This window comes from Maribacter stanieri (genome assembly GCF_900112245.1).
GTDB lineage: Bacteria > Bacteroidota > Bacteroidia > Flavobacteriales > Flavobacteriaceae > Maribacter > Maribacter stanieri.
Genome location: NZ_FOYX01000002.1, coordinates 501,168 through 519,465, shown reverse-complemented (window position 1 = coordinate 519,465; position 18,298 = coordinate 501,168). Strand labels below are relative to the sequence as shown.

The window sequence follows — 18,298 nt, the reverse complement described above, 5'->3', positions numbered from 1 at the left end:
AAATGGGAGAAAGTATATTTAGGCTATGAATAAATGCGCACGTTTTTTGGAGTTAGGTATTTTATTATTGGCATTCGTCAATTGTAAGTCAGAACCCAAAGTAAATAAGGTTCAAGATAAATTATCTGAAAATATTGAATCAACTGTTCAAGTAGTCGACCATAAGATTTTAGTTGATAAACCAGCAGAAATTGCCATTCCAGATGGTATGGTTTGGGTATCTGGCGCAACCTTTAAGCAGGGTGCGGTAAGTAATGATAAAACTGCAATGCAACATGAAAAGCCAGCTATAGATGTAACAGTTGATGGTTTTTTTATGGATGTCACTGAAGTTACTAATGCCCAATTTGCAGAATTTGTAAAGGCTACGGGGTATGTAACTGTTGCTGAAAAAGGAATTGACTGGGAGGAGTTGAAAAAACAAGTACCAGTAGGTACCGAAAAACCACATGATTCTATTTTACAACCTGGTTCGCTAACTTTCAAAAAATCTAAATCGACGGTACCTAATTTATATGATTTTTCACAATGGTGGAACTGGACCATTGGTGCCAATTGGCAACACCCAAACGGTCCTAAAAGTACTATCAAAGGCAAAGAGAACTATCCGGTGGTACAAGTTGCTTATGAAGATGCGCTAGCTTATTGCAAGTGGGCAAATAGAAGATTGCCAACCGAGGCTGAATGGGAACTGGCATCAAGAGCAGGTTCCTTTGGTACTGTGTATAACTGGGGTAACGATGAATCTGTTTTAAAAGAAAAAGCAAATACTTGGGAAGGTGAGTTTCCTGTAGAGAATACGGAAGCCGATGGTTTTGAACTACGTGCTCCTGTAAAATCATATCCGCCAAATGCATATGGTTTGTATGACATGGCCGGTAATGTTTGGGAGTGGACAAGTGATTGGTATAATACCAACTACTACAAAGAAATAAAGGCTAGAAATACAGTATTGGTGAATCCTACAGGAGCAGAAAGTCCGTTCACACCAAATAACCAATTGGCAAAAGAAAGGGTGATGAAAGGAGGTTCTTTCTTGTGCAGCGAATCATATTGTGCTAGTTACAGAGTATCTGCAAGAATGGGTTCCAGTATGGACTCTTCTTTAGAGCATACAGGGTTTAGAACCGTTGCTACAGTTGATATGATAACCGAATAATATAGTCGGTTTAATCAAGACAATTTAAAAGTTGATCCAACTCCACTATTTTGGCTCGGCTAATCGGTATTTTTTTGTTCTTGATTTCTATGAACTCATGGTTGTAGCGTTCCACCATTTTTAAGTTGACAATGTAAGATTTATGAATTCTAATGAATTTATCGGCTTCCAGTCTTTTATTAAAAGCGCTCATGGTAGATAGAATAACGTAGTTACGTTCTTCGGTCACCACTTTTACATAATCGCCCAAAGCTTCAACGTATAAAATACCATGCACATTAAGTTCAACCTGCTTAAGATTGTGTTTTACCACTAATTTACTTTCCGGTTTCTTCTGCTTTGCAGTTTTCACCTTGTCTATTGCTTTTTTTATAGCAGCATCAAATCTGACAGTGCTAAAAGGTTTTAAAAGGAAATCGGTTACATTAAAATTAAAAGCTTCAAGAGCATACTTTTGGTTCTGACTAGTAATGATTACTTGTGGATGGATATCTAATCCCTCTAAAAATTCAAACCCGTTCATAACAGGCATCTCAATATCAAGGAATAACAAATCTATATTAGATGCATTTATTTCCTTAAGGCTTTCAGTACTAGCGCTTGCAGAAAGTACAAGCTTTAAGTTTTTATTTTTTTCAATAATTTGCTCAAGAATTTTCCTCTGAACATTAGAATCTTCTATGATAGCACATTTAAAGGTCTTCATTCAATAATAATATAAGTTCTACTATACATACGTAAAGAATGGGGGAAAGTTCATTTTTCTTAAATTAATTTTAATCTTAAAGATCAAAAAACGGGGAAAATTAATAAATACTTATCTTCATTACTAATTATCGTATAAAAACTTTTGATAACTATATTGTAAGTTTTTCAATCAAAAACCTACTTTTGTTATAGAGAATTTAATAGAACCACTTGATATTATGTCTGATAAAATAGAACGTGTAAAAACATTAATTATAGGATCTGGCCCTGCAGGGTATACAGCAGCTATTTATGCTGCCCGTGCAGATTTAAAACCTGTTATGTATACAGGTATGGAGCCAGGAGGTCAATTGACAACCACAACAGAAGTAGATAATTTTCCAGGGTATCCAGAGGGTATCGATGGACCTACAATGATGGTGCAATTACAACAACAAGCAGAACGTTTTGGTACCGAGGTTAGAATTGGTATGATTACTTCAGTTGAATTTTCAAAGGAAAAAGGCGGCATACACAAAGTAACTGCCGATGGTGAGAAGCAAATTGAAGCTGAAACTATAATTATCTCTACAGGTGCATCTGCCAAATATTTAAACATCCCTAGTGAACAGCGTTTACGTGGAGGTGGTGTTTCTGCATGTGCCGTGTGTGATGGTTTTTTCTATAAAGGTCAAGATGTAGCCATTGTTGGGGCAGGTGACACTGCTGCTGAAGAAGCATCTTATTTGGCTAACATTTGTAACAAAGTTACTATGTTGGTACGTAGAGATGAAATGAGAGCATCTAAAGCTATGCAACATAGAGTGCATAGTATTAAAAATATAGAAGTACGTTACAATACTGAAGTAGACGAAGTTCTTGGAGAACAAGTTGTTGAGGGTCTACGCATGAAAAACAATAAAACTGGAGAAAAAGAAGAAATTGCAATTACCGGTTTGTTTGTAGCTATTGGGCACAAACCGAATACCGATATATTTAAAGGTCAATTAGATATGGATGAAACGGGTTACCTAATTACAAAAGGTAAGTCTACCAAGACTAATTTACCAGGCGTATTCGCTAGTGGAGATGCTCAGGATAAGGAGTATAGACAAGCGGTTACAGCTGCAGGATCTGGTTGTATGGCTGCATTAGATGCAGAGCGTTACCTAGCATCAATTGGTTCTGTTGAAGAAGCAGTAGCAGATCAATACAAATTATAATACAATAGTTTATAATTAAAAAGAGCCCATTCATTTGAATGGGCTCTTTTTTTGTTGAATTAATTGAGTTAATCTATTCTAACATAGTTTTCAGAAAATGTTCTATTTCCTTCTTCATCTAAGGTTATTTGACTGAATTTGTCATCATCGAGAAGCAATTCAAAAGTAAAAATACGCAGGGTATCCATAGCTTGGATCATCTCATTATCACCATATTCAAGTGTTTCCATAAGCCTGTCATCCGTAATTTTATAGGTGCCATAACCAAATCTTCCAATTTTATCTACAGGCACGTAGCGGCTCCACATAATTTTACCGTTGTAGTACATTTTAACCTGTCTATACCCATCAGTGGTAGGTACAGTGTCAATTACCTGTTGTCCGTCATAATTATAAAAGCTTTCCAGTTCCCATGTACCTTGAATGGTATGCATGTAATTTTCTTTAATGGAATTAGTTGAGGCTGCGGAAACCAATAATAGCATCAACAATACCAATCCTATAATTTTTTTCATAGTGGTAAGGTGTTTAGTTAATAAAGAGTTGAATGTGTACTAAAAAGATACGAATTATAAATTAGAATTTAACAAAAAATTCACTCTATAATTACGAATAACATAATGAAAGTGACCTTATTATACTTAGAATTATTCTTTTTTGAAGAATGAATTTAGAATATTACAAATTGTTAAAATGTCTTTATTTGAATGAGAAGCGCTTAAAACTATACGACTCATTAATGAATCGTTTTTTGTAGGATACCTAAAATTGGTTACTATTATTCTATTTTCTTCAAGATGTGTGGCAAGAGTTTCATTTTGAAAATTAAACGTTGGGTGACCTTCAACATGAACAAAAGATGAGGTGCTGTTTAATTTTGACAAAAATAATGCAGTGTTTTTGTATAACTGGGCTCTTTTAGTTTCAAAAAGTTGATGGGCATCTTTTATTGTAGCTAATGATGCAGGTGTTGCAGGGCTTGCACCACCAAAAAACTGTGTTTCCTTTAAAAGGTCTATAATCCTTTGGGTACTAAATATAGCTCCAGCTTGTACGGCAAAACCTTTGCCAAGTGAGCATGATACTAAAAGTTCTTTTGGTTGTAATGATTGCAAAAACTTAAAACTACCACCACCATTTTCACCAGTTATACCAATTCCGTGAGAATCATCTACTACCAAAATAATATCTTGTAATGGTAACTTCTTAAGAAAAGAATAGTAAGGATAGTTATCACCATGAAAATCAATACTATCTAAAAAAAGAACAGGCGTTTTCTTAGGGCTATTATGTATGGCTTTGGTTAATTCAACCCAATTGGGATATAAGTCCTGTTGACCGCTATATAATGCAGAGTGGGTATTTGGGGCGTAAAATGACTGATATTCATCACTTTTTAAAAAATCACAAACCAATTGACCAGCCAAATAACCTGATGACATGGTAATGCAAGCTTCACTACCAACCACTTTTGATAAATAGGCATCTATTTCATCAAATACAGCAATTTTAATATTCGATTTACGAGATGCGCCATAGGCCGTGCCATATTTTTTAATATTATTGATGAATAGCAATTGAAATTCAGGATCAGTTTGAAGCCCTAAATACGATGTACCACCAAAATATAGATATTCTTCACCTTCTATGTTAATTGACCTATCCGGAAATTCATCAATAGTAAACATTAATCTAACAATTGAACACCGCTACCGGTTAGTTTAGGGAAAATAACCTTCCCATCAGGTTCAATATGAACTCCCGTTGCTATATCACTTCTTAATAACAGAGCGCCATCCATATCAACATAATCTAATTGAGGAATTAATTGAGCAATAGCAGAAATACCTACAGTAGATTCCGTCATACAACCAACCATTACGCTAAGACCTAATTCCTTACCTTTTTTAATCATCCGTAGGGCAGGGGTGAGTCCGCCACATTTGGTCAACTTAATATTGATACCGCTAAAATGTAGTGCACATTTTTCTACATCACTTTCTATAATGCAGCTTTCATCTGCAATAACAGGTAAAATACTATGGTGCATGACTTCTTCCATACCAGACCAATCATCTGCTTTTAGGGGTTGCTCTAAAAATTCAACTCCCAATTCTTTTAAAAGTGGTGCATTATGTATCGTTTCTGTTGCAGTCCAAGCACAATTGGCATCAATTCTAAAAATGGCATCTGTATGCTTTCTTAATTCGCGAACAATAGCAACATCATCACTAGTGCCTAATTTAATTTTATAGATAGGCCACGGCATTTCTTGCATTTTGGCTAACATAACATCAATAGCTGCAATACCTATAGTATAATTGGTTGTTGGATAGTTTTCAATACTAGTTCCCCAAATTTCGTATAAAGGTTTGCCTAATAATTTTCCGTAAAGATCATGTGCTGCCAAATCTAATGCACAAATAGCAAAATTAGATAAGCCTTTGCTTACTAAAAACGCATGAAAAATTTCAGGCTTGGTAAAATCAAATTGTTCAATCTCAGAAGAAATGGCATTGATTTCATCCATCATGGTCTGGGTAGTGATCTTGTAATACGGATTTGATGTTGCCTCACCATATCCCGTTTTGCCGTTTAGGGTTAATGATGCAATCATAGTATCCTGAAAATCATGAGATTCTCTTGAAATACTAAAGGTATGTTTTAATGGTAATATATATTTCTTAAGGTGTACTTGCATACCACTAATATACAGATTAGGTATCGACTACAAAATGAAAACCCACTGATATTTCAGTGGGTTTTAAAGTTGAATTGATTGAGGAATATTTTAGTATTTATGAACGCTACCAGATACCGATTTATTCTTCTGTACAGATGGGTCACCTTTGTAAGATATGTTACCACCACTTGAAGCTTCCGCTGTCAAGTTATCGGTAACATCAATGCTAATGTTGGCGCCACTACTGGCATCTGCGGTGGCAACTAAAGTTGATAAGTCTTTAGCTTTAATATTTGCACCACTACTGGCATCTACATAAACTTCTTTTGCAGTACCTTCTAAAGAAATGTTTGCACCGCTGCTGGCATCAATGTCCATGTTTGTGGCGTGGACATTGGCATTTATAATAGCACCGCTACTTGCATCTACTTCTAATTTATCTGATTGAATTCTATTTTCAGTAGTTAAATGAGAGCCGCTAGATGCGTAAAGTCCAGAAACGTTTGGCATGGTCACATATACTTTTTTGGTTGCACGGCCTATGTTTTCAATACAATGAATTTTTAACTTTCCGTTTTTAATATCAGTACCAATAAGGTCCATAATATTTTCGTCAGCTTCAACAGAGATATCAAAATCTGATCCTTGTGTTACAAAAACTTCTAAACCTTCAGAAGCAGATACTTCTGTAAACTCTCCGGTTATTTCTCTAGTTTCCTCAACGACTACGCCGTTACCTGATTCACCTGATCCAAAATCTCCGAAGTTAATGTCAAAGCCACAAGATGTAAGTAATAAGGCTAAGACGAGTGCGACTGTAATTCTAACTAGTGTTGTCATGATTGTTTGTTTTATGATTGTTATTTGATGATGTAAAAATGATTGTTTTATAATTCTTCTGCGATTAATAAATACTGAATTGTTGTTTAAGATGCCTGAACTGTAATTAGTTGATACTATCGTTTGTATCTACTTTTACGCCATTCTGATCTAACTTCATTTTAAACGATTCTCCATTATCATTAACGTCAATGTCAATTCCATTTTCGTTGATAATGATTTTACCTTTGTCGCCATTATCGTTGATATTGATATCGATTCCATTCTCATTGATATTGATGCGATTAGAGCTGTTATCATCTTCATCGTTCATTTCAATGAACTCAGGACAATCTTGACACTCAAGCTCTCCGCTTTCAGTCATTTTCCATATATATCCTTCTAGACCTTCAACATCTCTGTCTGTATTTACGGTAGTAATCCAATCTCTAGAATTTGTCTGGTCATAAGTTAAAATGGTGCCTACAGGCAAGAATATATTAACACGTACCTCCTGATCTTTAAATTTAGGACCTTGTGTCGTTAAGAAATCGTCAAAAGAAAGTGTGTTACCGTTTACTTCATACTCATATACAATTTGGTTTGCAATATCTTTTGCCTCTCTATTAGATGGTCCATCAGCCTCTCTGCGTATTTGAACGCGTACCAAAGTATCTTGAGACTTACGAATACGGAACCTAACATCATCTGAAACCAAAACCTTATTACCAGCTTCGTCATAAGATATAAAGGTATCTCCCATGTGCATGTCCTTTTCATAATCATACTCATCTGTAGATACTAACCTAATATTTAAAGTATCTGTTGGGATAATAGAAGTTATTTCGTTTTCTACAGATGTGCTACCTGTATACGCATGTGCTGCAGCTTCTCTAATACCAAAGACTACCAAACATATAATGGAAATCAACCATAATCCTAATAAAGAGAATTTTGCAACAGTACCAATTGACTTGAGGTTGTTTACCAATATTTTTAATCCTAAGTACATTAAGAAGAAAAACGGAATACCGATGGCAAAAAATGCTAATAATGATACCACCCAAATTGGTAAGTTGGTAGAGTTAACAACATTATAGAAATCAATACCGGGTACATGAATTATATCTAAAATACCAACAGTAAACATGCCTACAAAAAGTCCTATTAAAGTAGCAGCACCAATGATAACCAATAGTATACCAATGAATTTACCGAAAATCTTAAAAAGAAACATTACAATGTCACCAAAGGTGTCAAAAATCGTTTTACCTCCTTTTTTGACGGTGTCGCCTACTTTTTCATAGTCCACACTTTTTACACGATCCGCTACGTCATCAAAACCCTCTTTAACTTTACGTTCTATATTGCTGATGTTAACCGTTTCACCGCTCATATCTAATTTTTGAGCAGTAGTTTTCGCTTCAGGAATAAGAATCCAAAGAAGACCGTAGATAAAGATGAATCCGCCCCATGTAAAAATGGTCAAGAAAATCCAAAGTAAACGAATCCATAACGGGTCTATGCCAAAGTAATGAGCTAAACCGGCAGATACACCTGCAACATATTTCTTTTCAGTATCTCTGTATAATTTTTTAACCCTGTTTTGGGCTGTAGACGTTTTAGTTCTAGGTTCATCTTCAAAGATGTCTTCATCTACCATATAATCCTCGGGTTGCCCCATAATGGCAATAACTTCATCTACTTCTTTTTGAGTAATAACCTGTCTTTCGTTTTCTAACTTATCATGAAAAAGTTCGGCTATACGGGCCTCTATATCGGCAATGATTTCATCGCTACCAGGTGTATTGGCAAAAGAACGTTTTACAGATTCTAAGTACCTACGCATTATATTGTATGCCTCTTCATCTATATGGAAGAGCATGTTTGCTAAATTTATATTTACTGTCTTGTTCATCGTTAGCTGTTTTTTGAGTTGGTTACCAGGTTGGTGGCTTTTCTTAATTCGTCCCAAGTAGTATCTAGTTCCTTAAGGAAAAGTTTACCGGTCTCGGTTAGGGTATAGTATTTACGTGGCGGTCCAGAAGTAGATTCTTCCCAACGGTAGTTTAGAAGTCCTGCGTTTTTTAATCTGGTTAGTAGCGGATAAATAGTTCCTTCCACTACAAGCATTTTAGCATCTTTTAGCGTTCCCAAGATTTCAGAAGCATACTTGTCTTGACCATTTAGAATGGACAGGATGCAATATTCCAAAACCCCTTTACGCATTTGCGCTTTTGTATTTTCTACATTCATAATCTCTTTTTGCTTTTTATGCAGTCCCGCTTTCGGAGGGGATTGCTCCATCGTCTCTGTTGTCTGCATAGATTAACTGTTCGTTTTTTGTTTGATGAATAAACATCTTGATTGATTTTTTTTGATTGATAAATAAACTCCTAAGGGTGTGATGAATACCCTCTTTACTATAAACTGATACGCTATTTGATAAATTTTATGGTTAATGGATATTCAAAAACTTCACCTTCATTAGTTTTAATAGTGGCTAAAATGGTGTATACAATATTGACGATAAATATGGCTGATTGGGCCAGACCAAGTAATGCTACTGGTATCATCCAAGGACCAAAAAGGTCATCGGTATCAAAATTGAAATTGATATTATTGAAACTGTGCATATTGGATAAAGCAAAATTGTCAAAGTCAAATATGTTTGGTAGAAACCCACCTAAGAAAAAAGGTATGCTTATCATACCTACAAGAATAGAGTAGAGTAGTATGCTAATTTGAAAATTTAGCGCCTGTTTGCCATTGTGGTCTACAAATTCATATTCTTTTTTATTCGCCGTCCATAATACAAGTGGAATTATAAAATTCCCAAACGGAATAAAGAATTTAGAAAACGTACTTGCATGGATGAGTGCAGAGAGATTTCTTTCGTGTTTTGTTATTGTTTCTGTCATGATTGGTTCGTTGATGATGATTGATTTTAAAACTATGTAAAAGCCAATTACGTTGATAACCTATTAACTTCCTATGCAAATATATGGCTAAAAAAAGGTACTATGTAACGCATAGTACTTATATTTAACAATATATTAACATTTTAGTATGCTGTAAATAATAGCTACTTTTATCAAAATAATTAGATAATATGGCGATTACAGCTAGTAAATTCAACAAGTTCTCATTTTTAAAATTGCCAGCAGCATGGTGGTGCGGGGTGCGTTTAAGAGAAATAGATAAAAGCAGGGCAATAGTTACTGTTAAACATAGATGGATCAATCAGAATCCGTTTAATTCTATGTTTTGGGCAGTGCAAGGTATGGCGGCAGAATTGTCTACAGGTGCTATGATGATAGATCAAATTGAAGCTACAGGAAAGAAAATATCTATGTTGGTTGCTAATAACAAAGCTAATTTTTCAAAAAAGGCAACCGGTAAAATTACATTTACCTGTAATGACGGGCATTTAATAAAAGAAGCTCTAGAAAAGACCATTGCGACAGGAGAAGGGCAAACTATTTGGATGAAATCTGTTGGCGTTAATGAAGATGGAGTAGTGGTAAGTACTTTTGATTTTGAGTGGACAGTGAGGTTGAAACAGAAAAAGTAGTTTCAATGAATAGAGAAATAAGATTCAAGGAAACTCAGAAGTTTACCCAATGGTGGTTGTGGTTAATTATACTTGCACCAATAATTATAATCGCTTTAAGATTTATAAGTAGTTATCTATATTTATTTGGTGTTATACCAGCAGCTGAATCAAATAATACTAGTATGACATGGATTGCCCATAAAGGATCTTTAGTTGAATTATTACCCCATTTTTTTTACCTACTCACCGTGTTATTTTTGATTTTACTAAAACTTAAAGTAGTAGTTACTGAAAAGGAAATTAATATTCGTCATCTGCTATTTTATAAAAAAACGATTAAGTTGAGTGATGTAATAGAGCATCGAATAACTAATTATGATTTTGTGGGGTATGGTATCAGAAAAACTCAAAAGTATGGTACGGTCTATAATGTTAAGGGAACACAAGGCATTTCTTTAACACTTAAAAATGGCGATAAATATCTTATTGGTAGTCAAAGACCTCAAGAATTATTGAAATCCATTTCAAATAATAGTTGATTTGTTGTAACAAAACCATTGCATTCAACAACTAATAAGCATCAATCAATAAAAATTAAGAAATGAACGCACACGAAATAGACTACGAGATTTTTGGAGAAGAAATGCAATATGTTGAAATAGAGCTAGACCCGCAAGAGGCAGTTGTTGCTGAAGCAGGTAGCTTTATGATGATGGATACCGATATTAAAATGAATACTATTTTCGGTGATGGAAGTAATCAAGATAATAGCGTTTTAGGTAAAATATTTTCTGCAGGGAAAAGAATGTTGACAGGCGAGAGTCTCTTCATGACAGCATTTTTAAATATAGGGCAAGGTAAAAAGAAAGTAAGTTTTGCCTCTCCATATCCAGGTAAAATTTTAGCAATTGATCTTTCTGAAATGGGCGGCCGCTTCATTTGCCAGAAAGATGCGTTTTTATGTGCTGCACAAGGGGTTTCCGTAGGTATTGAGTTTTCAAAGAAACTAGGTCGTGGCCTTTTTGGTGGAGAAGGATTCATTATGCAAAAATTAGAAGGTGATGGAATGTCTTTCATTCATGCAGGCGGTACCTTAGCAAAAAAGACCCTCGGACCGGGCGAAGTGCTAAAAGTAGATACGGGTTGTATCGTTGGTTTTACCAAAGATGTCGATTATGACATAGAGTTTGTTGGCGGAATTAGAAATACTGTTTTTGGCGGAGAAGGATTGTTCTTTGCAACGCTTCGCGGACCAGGTACCGTTTACATTCAGTCATTACCATTCAGTCGTCTTGCAGGTAGAGTGCTAGCTTCAATACCAAGAGGTGGAAAAGATAAAGGAGAGGGAAGTATTTTGGGTACTCTTGGAGATATCGTTGGTGGAGATAATAGGTTTTAATTATTACTATTGTTTGTTCTTATTAATACGTTTGGGAAATGGAAAAGAACAATAACAAATCTTGCCTATAACGTTTTCAGAAATAGCCTACAACGTTGGTTTTAATAATTTGTATTGGTTTAAAAGGGTCTTTTTATAGGATGTATTATTCGGTTCATTGTAAGGAATAAACAACCAATACAAATTATTAAAACTATTGTTTAAAGAATGCTATTAATTATATTATCATACGCTATTGATTTACAGTCTACACATAATAATTAGCTAACAAAACTTGGATTATCACTTATGGTACAGTTACATTAAGTTTTGGGAAGGTACTTTACTAAATTCGTTATGAAAGCGAAAATTCAAATTTAGAACTGTTTTTTGTTAATTCTAATTTCATTTGGAGTACAAATGGACCAATTTTTCTAAAAACCAAGTGAAAAATGGAGGAAACTCAAATCTTATATTCCATTTACTCAAAAAATCGCTTTAAGCTATTATTTCTACTGTCGCTTGTTTTAAACGTTACTTTTCACTGTGTTTATTCCCAACAGGTTTCTGAAATTGGATTGCCATATATTCAAAACTACTCTTCAGATCAATACAAAGGTGCATCGCAGAACTGGGACATTCTTCAAAGTAAAGAGGGAATAATCTATATCGGCAATAACGAAGGTATTCTAGAATATGACGGTACCTCTTGGAGAACTATTCAATTACCCAATTTTGGAGTCGCAAGAGCGATGGCTATAGATGAGAACAATAGAATATATGTGGGAGGGTACAATGAATTAGGGTATTTAGAACCTGACAATTCAGGCTTGTTAAAATTCACTTCTTTAAAGGAAGATTTAGAGGATAAGAATTTTCAGCAAATAGAAGATATTAGCGCGCATAATAACATTGTCTACTTCAGATCTGAACAAAAAATATTTGAATGGAAAAACAATGCTTTTTCAATTCACGACGCTCCTTCAGGTTTTAATCTATGTAAAACAATAGGCGAGAATGTTTTTGTTGTAAAAAACAAAGTAGAGCTTATAAAAATAAGTGCAAATGATTCTCAAGAGATAATCAATGCTTCAACCGCAGGGATTAAGGCAATTACGGATGTTGCCCTGTACAAAAATAATGAGCTGTTGCTCTTAACTTATGGGCAAGGACTTTTTGTGACAAATAAAGGAAAAATAGAACCCTTAAATCTTAATACCTCAATATTTTTAGAAAAATGGTTAGCCCGTAGAATACTTAAACTCAGGAATGGAAATTATGTTATTGGGACTATAAAAAATGGAATCATAACCATTGATCAAGACGGAAATATAGTACAGGCGGTGAATAAGGATCTTGGGTTACAAGACAATGCCATTTTTCGTTTATTTGAAGACCAACAAAAAGGTGTTTGGGCTGCGACTAATAACGGTGTTTCCCGTATTGAACTTCAATCTCCGTATTCAATTTTTGATGACAGAAAAGGTATTGAAGGATATGTAAATGACATTATTTTATACAACGGTAAAATATATGCCGCTAACTACAATGGAGTTTTAAGACTAGAGGAGGACAGTATTGAAGGTCATAAATTGTTTAAAAACGTAGGACCATCGGTTTCCTCCACCAAAATTTCCTCAAAGCAGGCTATTGAATTCCTCATATCGAAGGACACCTTGTTCGCTGGTACCAGAGCTGGGTTATTCGTTTTTGTAAACCATAAACTTGTTCAACAAATTGATTTACAAAGCGGTGCGCTATTTCGGTCAAAGAAAAATCCAAAACGTATTTATGTAGGCTTAATTGACGGTTTAGCGTCAATTATTTACAAGAATGGGAAATGGCAAAACGATGGAAAAATCAATGGAATTGTAGATGATATAAGAGAAATTGTTGAAGATAGCGATGGAAATCTATGGTTAGAATCTCAAAATGACGGTGTCTGGAAGGTGACTACTAATTTAGGCAAGCAGCAACCTGTTGTAAAACATTTTAAAGCTAACGAGGAACTACCCGAAGGTATCTTGTTTCTTAGATTCATAAAGGATAAGGTACTCTTCAATATAGACCATGATGTGTATAGTTATAATAAACAAAACGATAGCATTATCCGAGATTCCAGTATTAACGAACTTTTAAAACTACCAGGAGAAATCTCGTTAAAAAGAGAAGACAAAAAGGGAAATTTATGGATGTTCGCCCAAATAAAGAAAGATGATAAAAGAAGATCAAGAATAAAGGCGATAAAAACAAAGGATGGTAATTATATGATACAAAAAAATTTTGATGAAAGAATTACTCAAGATGTTGGAGTCGCTCATTTTCCCGAAGATAATAATGTCGTCTGGTATGGAGGAAGCGGAGGTATTATCAGACATGATTTAGATGTTGGTACAGAAAGTTCTAAAAACTTCAAAACCCTTATTAGAAAAGTAACATTTTTAAAAGATTCTTTATTATATGGAGGAGCTAGAACAGAAGTAAAACCTCCTTCCCTTAAATTTAAAGAAAACGCACTTAGATTTGAGTATTCCAGTACTAGTTTTGATGACGAGTCTCAAAACCAATTCCAATATATACTAGAAGGTTTTGATGAAGATTGGTCAGAATGGACGTCGGAAACCAAAAAAGATTATACTAATATTTCTGAAGGAGACTATAGCTTTAAGGTTCGTTCGAAGAATGTCTTTAATCATGTAAGTACTGAAGATAATTATTCTTTTGCTGTTTTACCCCCCTGGTATAGAACATGGTGGGCTTATGTAGTTTATGTTTTAGGAACAATTGGCATTGTTGGGCTATACTCTAAATGGAGATCTAATGAATTACAGAAAAAAAATATAAGATTAGAAAACATCATTAATAATCGAACTCAAGAAATACGACAAAAAAATGAACTTTTAAGCCATCAAACAGAACAACTCGAATTATTGAACGAGGCAAAAACAAAGCTATATTCAAATATTACCCATGAATTTCGAACACCGCTGACAGTTATTCTCGGTATGGCTGACACTTTAAAATCCAAAGTTAAAGAAGAGAGTTTTGAAGGGGCTGAAAATTCTTTGGAAATGATTCGCAGAAATGGTAAAAACTTGTTACAATTGGTCAATGAAATGCTTGATTTGGCAAAAGTAGAAAGTGGTTCTATGGAGTTGAATCTGGTACAGACCGATGCCATTCCGTTTGTGAAATATTTGAGTGAAAGTTTTCATTCCTTGGCGCAGTCTAAAAATATCAACCTCACCATTTACTCAGAAATTGATTCTTTGGAGATGGATATTGATGTAAACAAAGTAGCCTCCATTATTTCTAATTTACTTTCAAATGCAATAAAATTTACCCCAGCACATGGTAAAATTATTGTTCACCTTAACAAAATCAAAAGTAAAGAGATTGAGTTTTTTCAATTAAAAGTACAGGACAACGGTTTAGGGTTGGCAGAAGATGACATCGCGCATTTATTTGACCGTTTCTATCAGGTTGAAAATGAATCTTCGCACAAGCAACAAGGTACAGGTATAGGTCTTTCTTTAGCTAATGAATTTGTGGAATTAATGAAAGGAACCATAGCGGTAGAGAGCACCTTTGGTAAGGGTAGTACCTTTATCGTACAATTACCTGTAACGAATAAAGCGATTAAAACAGCTGACGCTAAAATAACTGTTGAACCGTCACTTAACAAAACTACTTTAATTGTCAAAACGATTCCGCCTTTTTTAGATGAGACCTCTACATTACCCTTGGCATTAATCATTGAAGATAATGACGATGTGGCCCACTATTTAAAAACATGTTTAAAAGGAAAATACCAAACCTTGCATGCCAATAATGGTAATATTGGTATAGAAATGGCCTACGAAAAAATACCTGATATCATTATAAGTGATGTAATGATGCCAGGCAAGGATGGTTATGAAGTTTGTGCAACCTTAAAGACAGATGAACGTACAGATCATATTCCAATAATACTTTTAACCGCAAAGGTTACTACAGCAGATCGACTTACTGGGCTAACCCATGGTGCCGATGCCTATTTGGGAAAGCCTTTTATAAAAGAGGAACTATTTACACGTTTGGATCAATTAATTTTGGTACGCAAAAAATTGATTGGTAAATTAGAAAAACATGGATTTGCAGCTCTAGTCAAGAATAAAATAGAAAATCCTCAAACCAAATTTTTACAACACGTAATAAAAGTCATTCATGATAATTTGGATGATGCTGATTTTGGAACATCTCAATTAGCTAAAGAAATTCATTTAAGTGAGTCTCAAATCTACAGAAAATTAAAAGCAATTACCGATAAATCTACAGCAGTTTTTATTCGATCTATTCGACTACAAAAAGCTAAAGAATTAATTGAAACCACTAATAAAACAATCTCCGAAATTGCCTATGAGGTTGGTTTTAACGACCCTTCTTGGTTCAGTAGAGCTTTTAAAGACGAATTTGGAATTTCTCCAAGTAGTATTCATAAATAATTGATATTCAGTTATTTGATATTTTATTATTGCATAAAATGCAATAATAGTGCTTACTTTTTTTTGTCAATGAACCAATACTACTACTATTTGAATTAATCGTACAAGTCCTTTTTATTAATGCACAATATCATTGTATCATAATAATTAAAACAAACATTATGAAAACTACAATGAAACTTTTTGCCTACGTATTAATCATTTTATCATTAACAATTACCTCTTGTGCTAAAGACGGTGAAGATGGAGCTGTTGGTCCCGCTGGTACTCAAGGTGAAACTGGTTCTGATGGTCTCGACGGAGTTGATGGTGCTGATGGAGCTGATGGAGCTGACGGAGTTGATGGATCAGATGGAGTCGATGGTATAGATGGCGAAGATGGTAATGCAGATGTTCAACTATTAGAATATGGGTCAGAAACCATTACTACGGGTAGTGTTACCTACCCAATGGACGGTGTATCACTAAATGAATTAAACGAGAGTTTAGTTTTAGGGTTTTATGCTGAGATTTTTCAAACACCCAACGCTGGAAATTCTTTTGTAACTAAAAAAAGGTGGGTACCCGTTCCTGGAATAGGTGAACCTACTTTATTTGAAACAAGGGTAATTATAGAGGGAAGCACTGCTGTTCTGTCTGGTGGTCCAAGTTCTGATTATATTGTAAATCTATATGATTTAGGAACTCTAGATCCATATTTGACAGAAGTAACTTTTGAAGAATTCAAAATATTTGTAATTCCGGCTTCCTCTATTTCTTCTCCATCTTCTCCTGTAAATTCTGCTAAAAGCAGCAATGACTTTAGTGAAATGTCACATGATGAATTGATTACTCATTTTGATTTAGAAAAATAAAAAAGGAATTGTTAGCTTAAAATACTACTCAGGGAGTGCTGTAATATCTTTCAGGGTAGTATTATAAATGTCTAATGAAAATAATTTCCCAAACTCTTACCGATTTATTATAAAATCAAAAACAAATTCGATGAAAACAAAAAAAATGTATTTGGTGCTTTTTTCATTTATCACATTATCCTCAACATTCATTAATTGTAGAAATGATGATGATAAAGTAATCTTAGAAGAAGGCGAAACACCTAATCAACAAGATAAAACAGTCAATCAAGCACCAGATGACTTTGAGCTTATAGCTGTTATAGATGGCGCAACAGATGTAGATGTAATGCCGAATTTTTTATGGAATGCAGCTGTGGATCCTGATGGAGATTCTATATCCTATGAATTGTTTGTGGATGAAAATAACAACCCCACTACTAGCTTGGCAAATACTATAAACGAAACCAATTTTACCCTAGAAGAAAGGTTACCATTAAACCAAGACTTGTTCTGGAAAGTTGTAGCGATTGATTCAGAAGGAAATACAACATCTAGTGAGACTTTCAGTTTTACTACAAGAAATCTGCACATCCCTGAAACTCCAGTAACAGCAAGTGCAGCTTTCTCAGAGAGAAGAGATCATGCCTCGGTCGTTTTTGATAATAAAATGTGGGTTATTGGTGGCTATGATGGTTTCTCACATTTAAATGATATCTGGCTAAGTACAGATGGTGAAACGTGGACTCAAGTTACTGCAGAGGCTCCTTTTCATAAAAGAAGATTTCATTCTACCGTTGTCTTTGATAATAAAATATGGGTAATGGGCGGTCATAATGGCTCAGATATATTAACTGATATTTGGCAGAGTAGTGATGGCGAAAATTGGACATTGGTTACCGGAGCACTTCCATTTAATATAAGTTATGACCAATCAGTAATAGCTTTTCAAAATAAATTATGGGTCATAGGAAGTGGATCTGGTCCAGCCAAATCAATGAATACTATTTGGCAAAGTTCTGATGGTGAAACATGGACTAGTGTCGATTCTCAAATAACTTTTACTGATAGGTTTGGCTTTGCGACCCTAGTCTTCGATAATAAAATATGGATTATAGGAGGAAATGGAGCGGGAGCAGAGAATTTCAATACACCCTTAAACGATACCTGGCAAAGTAGTGATGGTAAAATATGGAACCAGGTTAATGCAAACACACTTTTCTCAGGAAGAAAAGGTCATACTTCTGTAGTTTTTGACGATAAAATGTGGATCATAGGTGGGTTTGATGGCTCATCTCGAGTTAATGATATATGGCAAAGTGCTGATGGTGAAACTTGGACACAAGTAATTAAAGAAGGTCCGTATACCGGGAGATTAGAGTATACCCCTATCTCATTTAATAATAAAATATGGATAATTGGTGGGTCAACTGGATCTGCTCTTTTAAATGATGTCTGGTCTATGGATTAGAATAG

At 34.7% G+C, this 18,298-nt stretch carries 16 protein-coding genes; 8 read left to right on the top strand and 8 right to left on the bottom strand.

Features of this window, described 5'->3' with window-relative positions; genetic code table 11:
• The first annotated feature begins 25 nt into the window (after positions 1–25).
• The gene (locus BM296_RS12760) at positions 26–1,159 is read left to right on the top strand and encodes a formylglycine-generating enzyme family protein (protein ID WP_091903378.1); all 1,134 of its coding nucleotides are present in this window, start codon (positions 26–28) and stop codon (positions 1,157–1,159) included.
• A 10-nt stretch (positions 1,160–1,169) separates the two neighbouring features.
• Here BM296_RS12760 and BM296_RS12755 read toward each other — a convergent pair whose 3' ends face one another.
• Positions 1,170–1,865 (bottom strand): LytR/AlgR family response regulator transcription factor, encoded by a 696-nt coding sequence (locus BM296_RS12755; protein WP_091903376.1) that lies wholly within the window; start codon positions 1,863–1,865, stop codon positions 1,170–1,172.
• Positions 1,866–2,085: 220 nt separating this feature from the next.
• Between BM296_RS12755 and trxB the strand changes: the two genes are divergently transcribed.
• Positions 2,086–3,069, top strand: coding sequence for a thioredoxin-disulfide reductase (gene trxB / locus BM296_RS12750; protein WP_027067495.1), 984 nt, complete (start codon positions 2,086–2,088; stop codon positions 3,067–3,069).
• 68 nt (positions 3,070–3,137) lie between these two features.
• Here trxB and BM296_RS12745 read toward each other — a convergent pair whose 3' ends face one another.
• The 7 genes from BM296_RS12745 to BM296_RS12715 form a co-directional block, all read right to left on the bottom strand.
• A complete protein-coding gene (locus BM296_RS12745; RefSeq protein WP_027067494.1) occupies positions 3,138–3,584 on the bottom strand; it encodes a hypothetical protein in 447 nt (148 codons plus the stop codon).
• Positions 3,585–3,716: 132 nt separating this feature from the next.
• Positions 3,717–4,757, bottom strand: a complete 1,041-nt coding sequence (locus BM296_RS12740) for a pyridoxal phosphate-dependent aminotransferase family protein (protein WP_091903374.1) — start codon at positions 4,755–4,757, stop codon at positions 3,717–3,719.
• Positions 4,757–5,770, bottom strand: coding sequence for a dipeptide epimerase (locus BM296_RS12735; RefSeq protein WP_091903372.1), 1,014 nt, complete (start codon positions 5,768–5,770; stop codon positions 4,757–4,759). Before BM296_RS12735 ends, BM296_RS12740 begins: the two co-directional genes overlap by 1 nt.
• Positions 5,771–5,860: 90 nt before the next feature.
• Positions 5,861–6,592 (bottom strand): head GIN domain-containing protein, encoded by a 732-nt coding sequence (locus BM296_RS12730; RefSeq protein WP_027067491.1) that lies wholly within the window; start codon positions 6,590–6,592, stop codon positions 5,861–5,863.
• A gap of 106 nt (positions 6,593–6,698) precedes the next feature.
• Positions 6,699–8,489: a PspC domain-containing protein gene (locus BM296_RS12725; protein WP_091903370.1), complete on the bottom strand. Its 1,791-nt coding sequence runs from the start codon at positions 8,487–8,489 to the stop codon at positions 6,699–6,701.
• Positions 8,490–8,491: 2 nt separating this feature from the next.
• On the bottom strand, positions 8,492–8,827 hold the full coding sequence (locus tag BM296_RS12720) for a PadR family transcriptional regulator (protein WP_027067489.1): 336 nt from the start codon (positions 8,825–8,827) through the stop codon (positions 8,492–8,494).
• Between the two features lie 182 nt (positions 8,828–9,009).
• Positions 9,010–9,492 (bottom strand): DUF4870 domain-containing protein, encoded by a 483-nt coding sequence (locus tag BM296_RS12715; RefSeq protein ID WP_027067488.1) that lies wholly within the window; start codon positions 9,490–9,492, stop codon positions 9,010–9,012.
• Positions 9,493–9,683: 191 nt separating this feature from the next.
• On the opposite strand from BM296_RS12715, the gene BM296_RS12710 reads away from it, so the two are divergent.
• From BM296_RS12710 to BM296_RS12685, 6 genes are all read left to right on the top strand, one after another.
• The gene (locus BM296_RS12710) at positions 9,684–10,145 is read left to right on the top strand and encodes a DUF4442 domain-containing protein (protein ID WP_091903368.1); all 462 of its coding nucleotides are present in this window, start codon (positions 9,684–9,686) and stop codon (positions 10,143–10,145) included.
• Positions 10,146–10,150: 5 nt separating this feature from the next.
• Entirely contained in the window at positions 10,151–10,666 is a 516-nt protein-coding gene (locus BM296_RS12705) for a hypothetical protein (RefSeq protein WP_091903366.1), read from the top strand.
• Positions 10,667–10,728: 62 nt separating this feature from the next.
• Entirely contained in the window at positions 10,729–11,526 is a 798-nt protein-coding gene (locus BM296_RS12700; protein ID WP_091903363.1) for a TIGR00266 family protein, read from the top strand.
• A gap of 431 nt (positions 11,527–11,957) precedes the next feature.
• Positions 11,958–15,989, top strand: a complete 4,032-nt coding sequence (locus tag BM296_RS12695) for a hybrid sensor histidine kinase/response regulator (RefSeq protein WP_091903361.1) — start codon at positions 11,958–11,960, stop codon at positions 15,987–15,989.
• 161 nt (positions 15,990–16,150) lie between these two features.
• On the top strand, positions 16,151–16,843 hold the full coding sequence (locus tag BM296_RS19425; RefSeq protein ID WP_091903359.1) for a hypothetical protein: 693 nt from the start codon (positions 16,151–16,153) through the stop codon (positions 16,841–16,843).
• 130 nt (positions 16,844–16,973) lie between these two features.
• The gene (locus BM296_RS12685) at positions 16,974–18,293 is read left to right on the top strand and encodes a Kelch repeat-containing protein (protein ID WP_177214958.1); all 1,320 of its coding nucleotides are present in this window, start codon (positions 16,974–16,976) and stop codon (positions 18,291–18,293) included.
• Positions 18,294–18,298: the final 5 nt, after the last annotated feature.

Bases quoted from the DNA above. Each gene is read 5' to 3' on its own strand.
- BM296_RS12760 (WP_091903378.1), top strand. From the start codon at position 26: ATGAATAAATGCGCACGTTTTTTGGAGTTAGGTATTTTATTATTGGCA.
- BM296_RS12755 (WP_091903376.1), bottom strand. From the start codon at position 1,865: ATGAAGACCTTTAAATGTGCTATCATAGAAGATTCTAATGTTCAGAGG.
- trxB (WP_027067495.1), top strand. From the start codon at position 2,086: ATGTCTGATAAAATAGAACGTGTAAAAACATTAATTATAGGATCTGGC.
- BM296_RS12745 (WP_027067494.1), bottom strand. From the start codon at position 3,584: ATGAAAAAAATTATAGGATTGGTATTGTTGATGCTATTATTGGTTTCC.
- BM296_RS12740 (WP_091903374.1), bottom strand. From the start codon at position 4,757: ATGTTTACTATTGATGAATTTCCGGATAGGTCAATTAACATAGAAGGT.
- BM296_RS12735 (WP_091903372.1), bottom strand. From the start codon at position 5,770: ATGCAAGTACACCTTAAGAAATATATATTACCATTAAAACATACCTTT.
- BM296_RS12730 (WP_027067491.1), bottom strand. From the start codon at position 6,592: ATGACAACACTAGTTAGAATTACAGTCGCACTCGTCTTAGCCTTATTA.
- BM296_RS12725 (WP_091903370.1), bottom strand. From the start codon at position 8,489: ATGAACAAGACAGTAAATATAAATTTAGCAAACATGCTCTTCCATATA.
- BM296_RS12720 (WP_027067489.1), bottom strand. From the start codon at position 8,827: ATGAATGTAGAAAATACAAAAGCGCAAATGCGTAAAGGGGTTTTGGAA.
- BM296_RS12715 (WP_027067488.1), bottom strand. From the start codon at position 9,492: ATGACAGAAACAATAACAAAACACGAAAGAAATCTCTCTGCACTCATC.
- BM296_RS12710 (WP_091903368.1), top strand. From the start codon at position 9,684: ATGGCGATTACAGCTAGTAAATTCAACAAGTTCTCATTTTTAAAATTG.
- BM296_RS12705 (WP_091903366.1), top strand. From the start codon at position 10,151: ATGAATAGAGAAATAAGATTCAAGGAAACTCAGAAGTTTACCCAATGG.
- BM296_RS12700 (WP_091903363.1), top strand. From the start codon at position 10,729: ATGAACGCACACGAAATAGACTACGAGATTTTTGGAGAAGAAATGCAA.
- BM296_RS12695 (WP_091903361.1), top strand. From the start codon at position 11,958: ATGGAGGAAACTCAAATCTTATATTCCATTTACTCAAAAAATCGCTTT.
- BM296_RS19425 (WP_091903359.1), top strand. From the start codon at position 16,151: ATGAAAACTACAATGAAACTTTTTGCCTACGTATTAATCATTTTATCA.
- BM296_RS12685 (WP_177214958.1), top strand. From the start codon at position 16,974: ATGAAAACAAAAAAAATGTATTTGGTGCTTTTTTCATTTATCACATTA.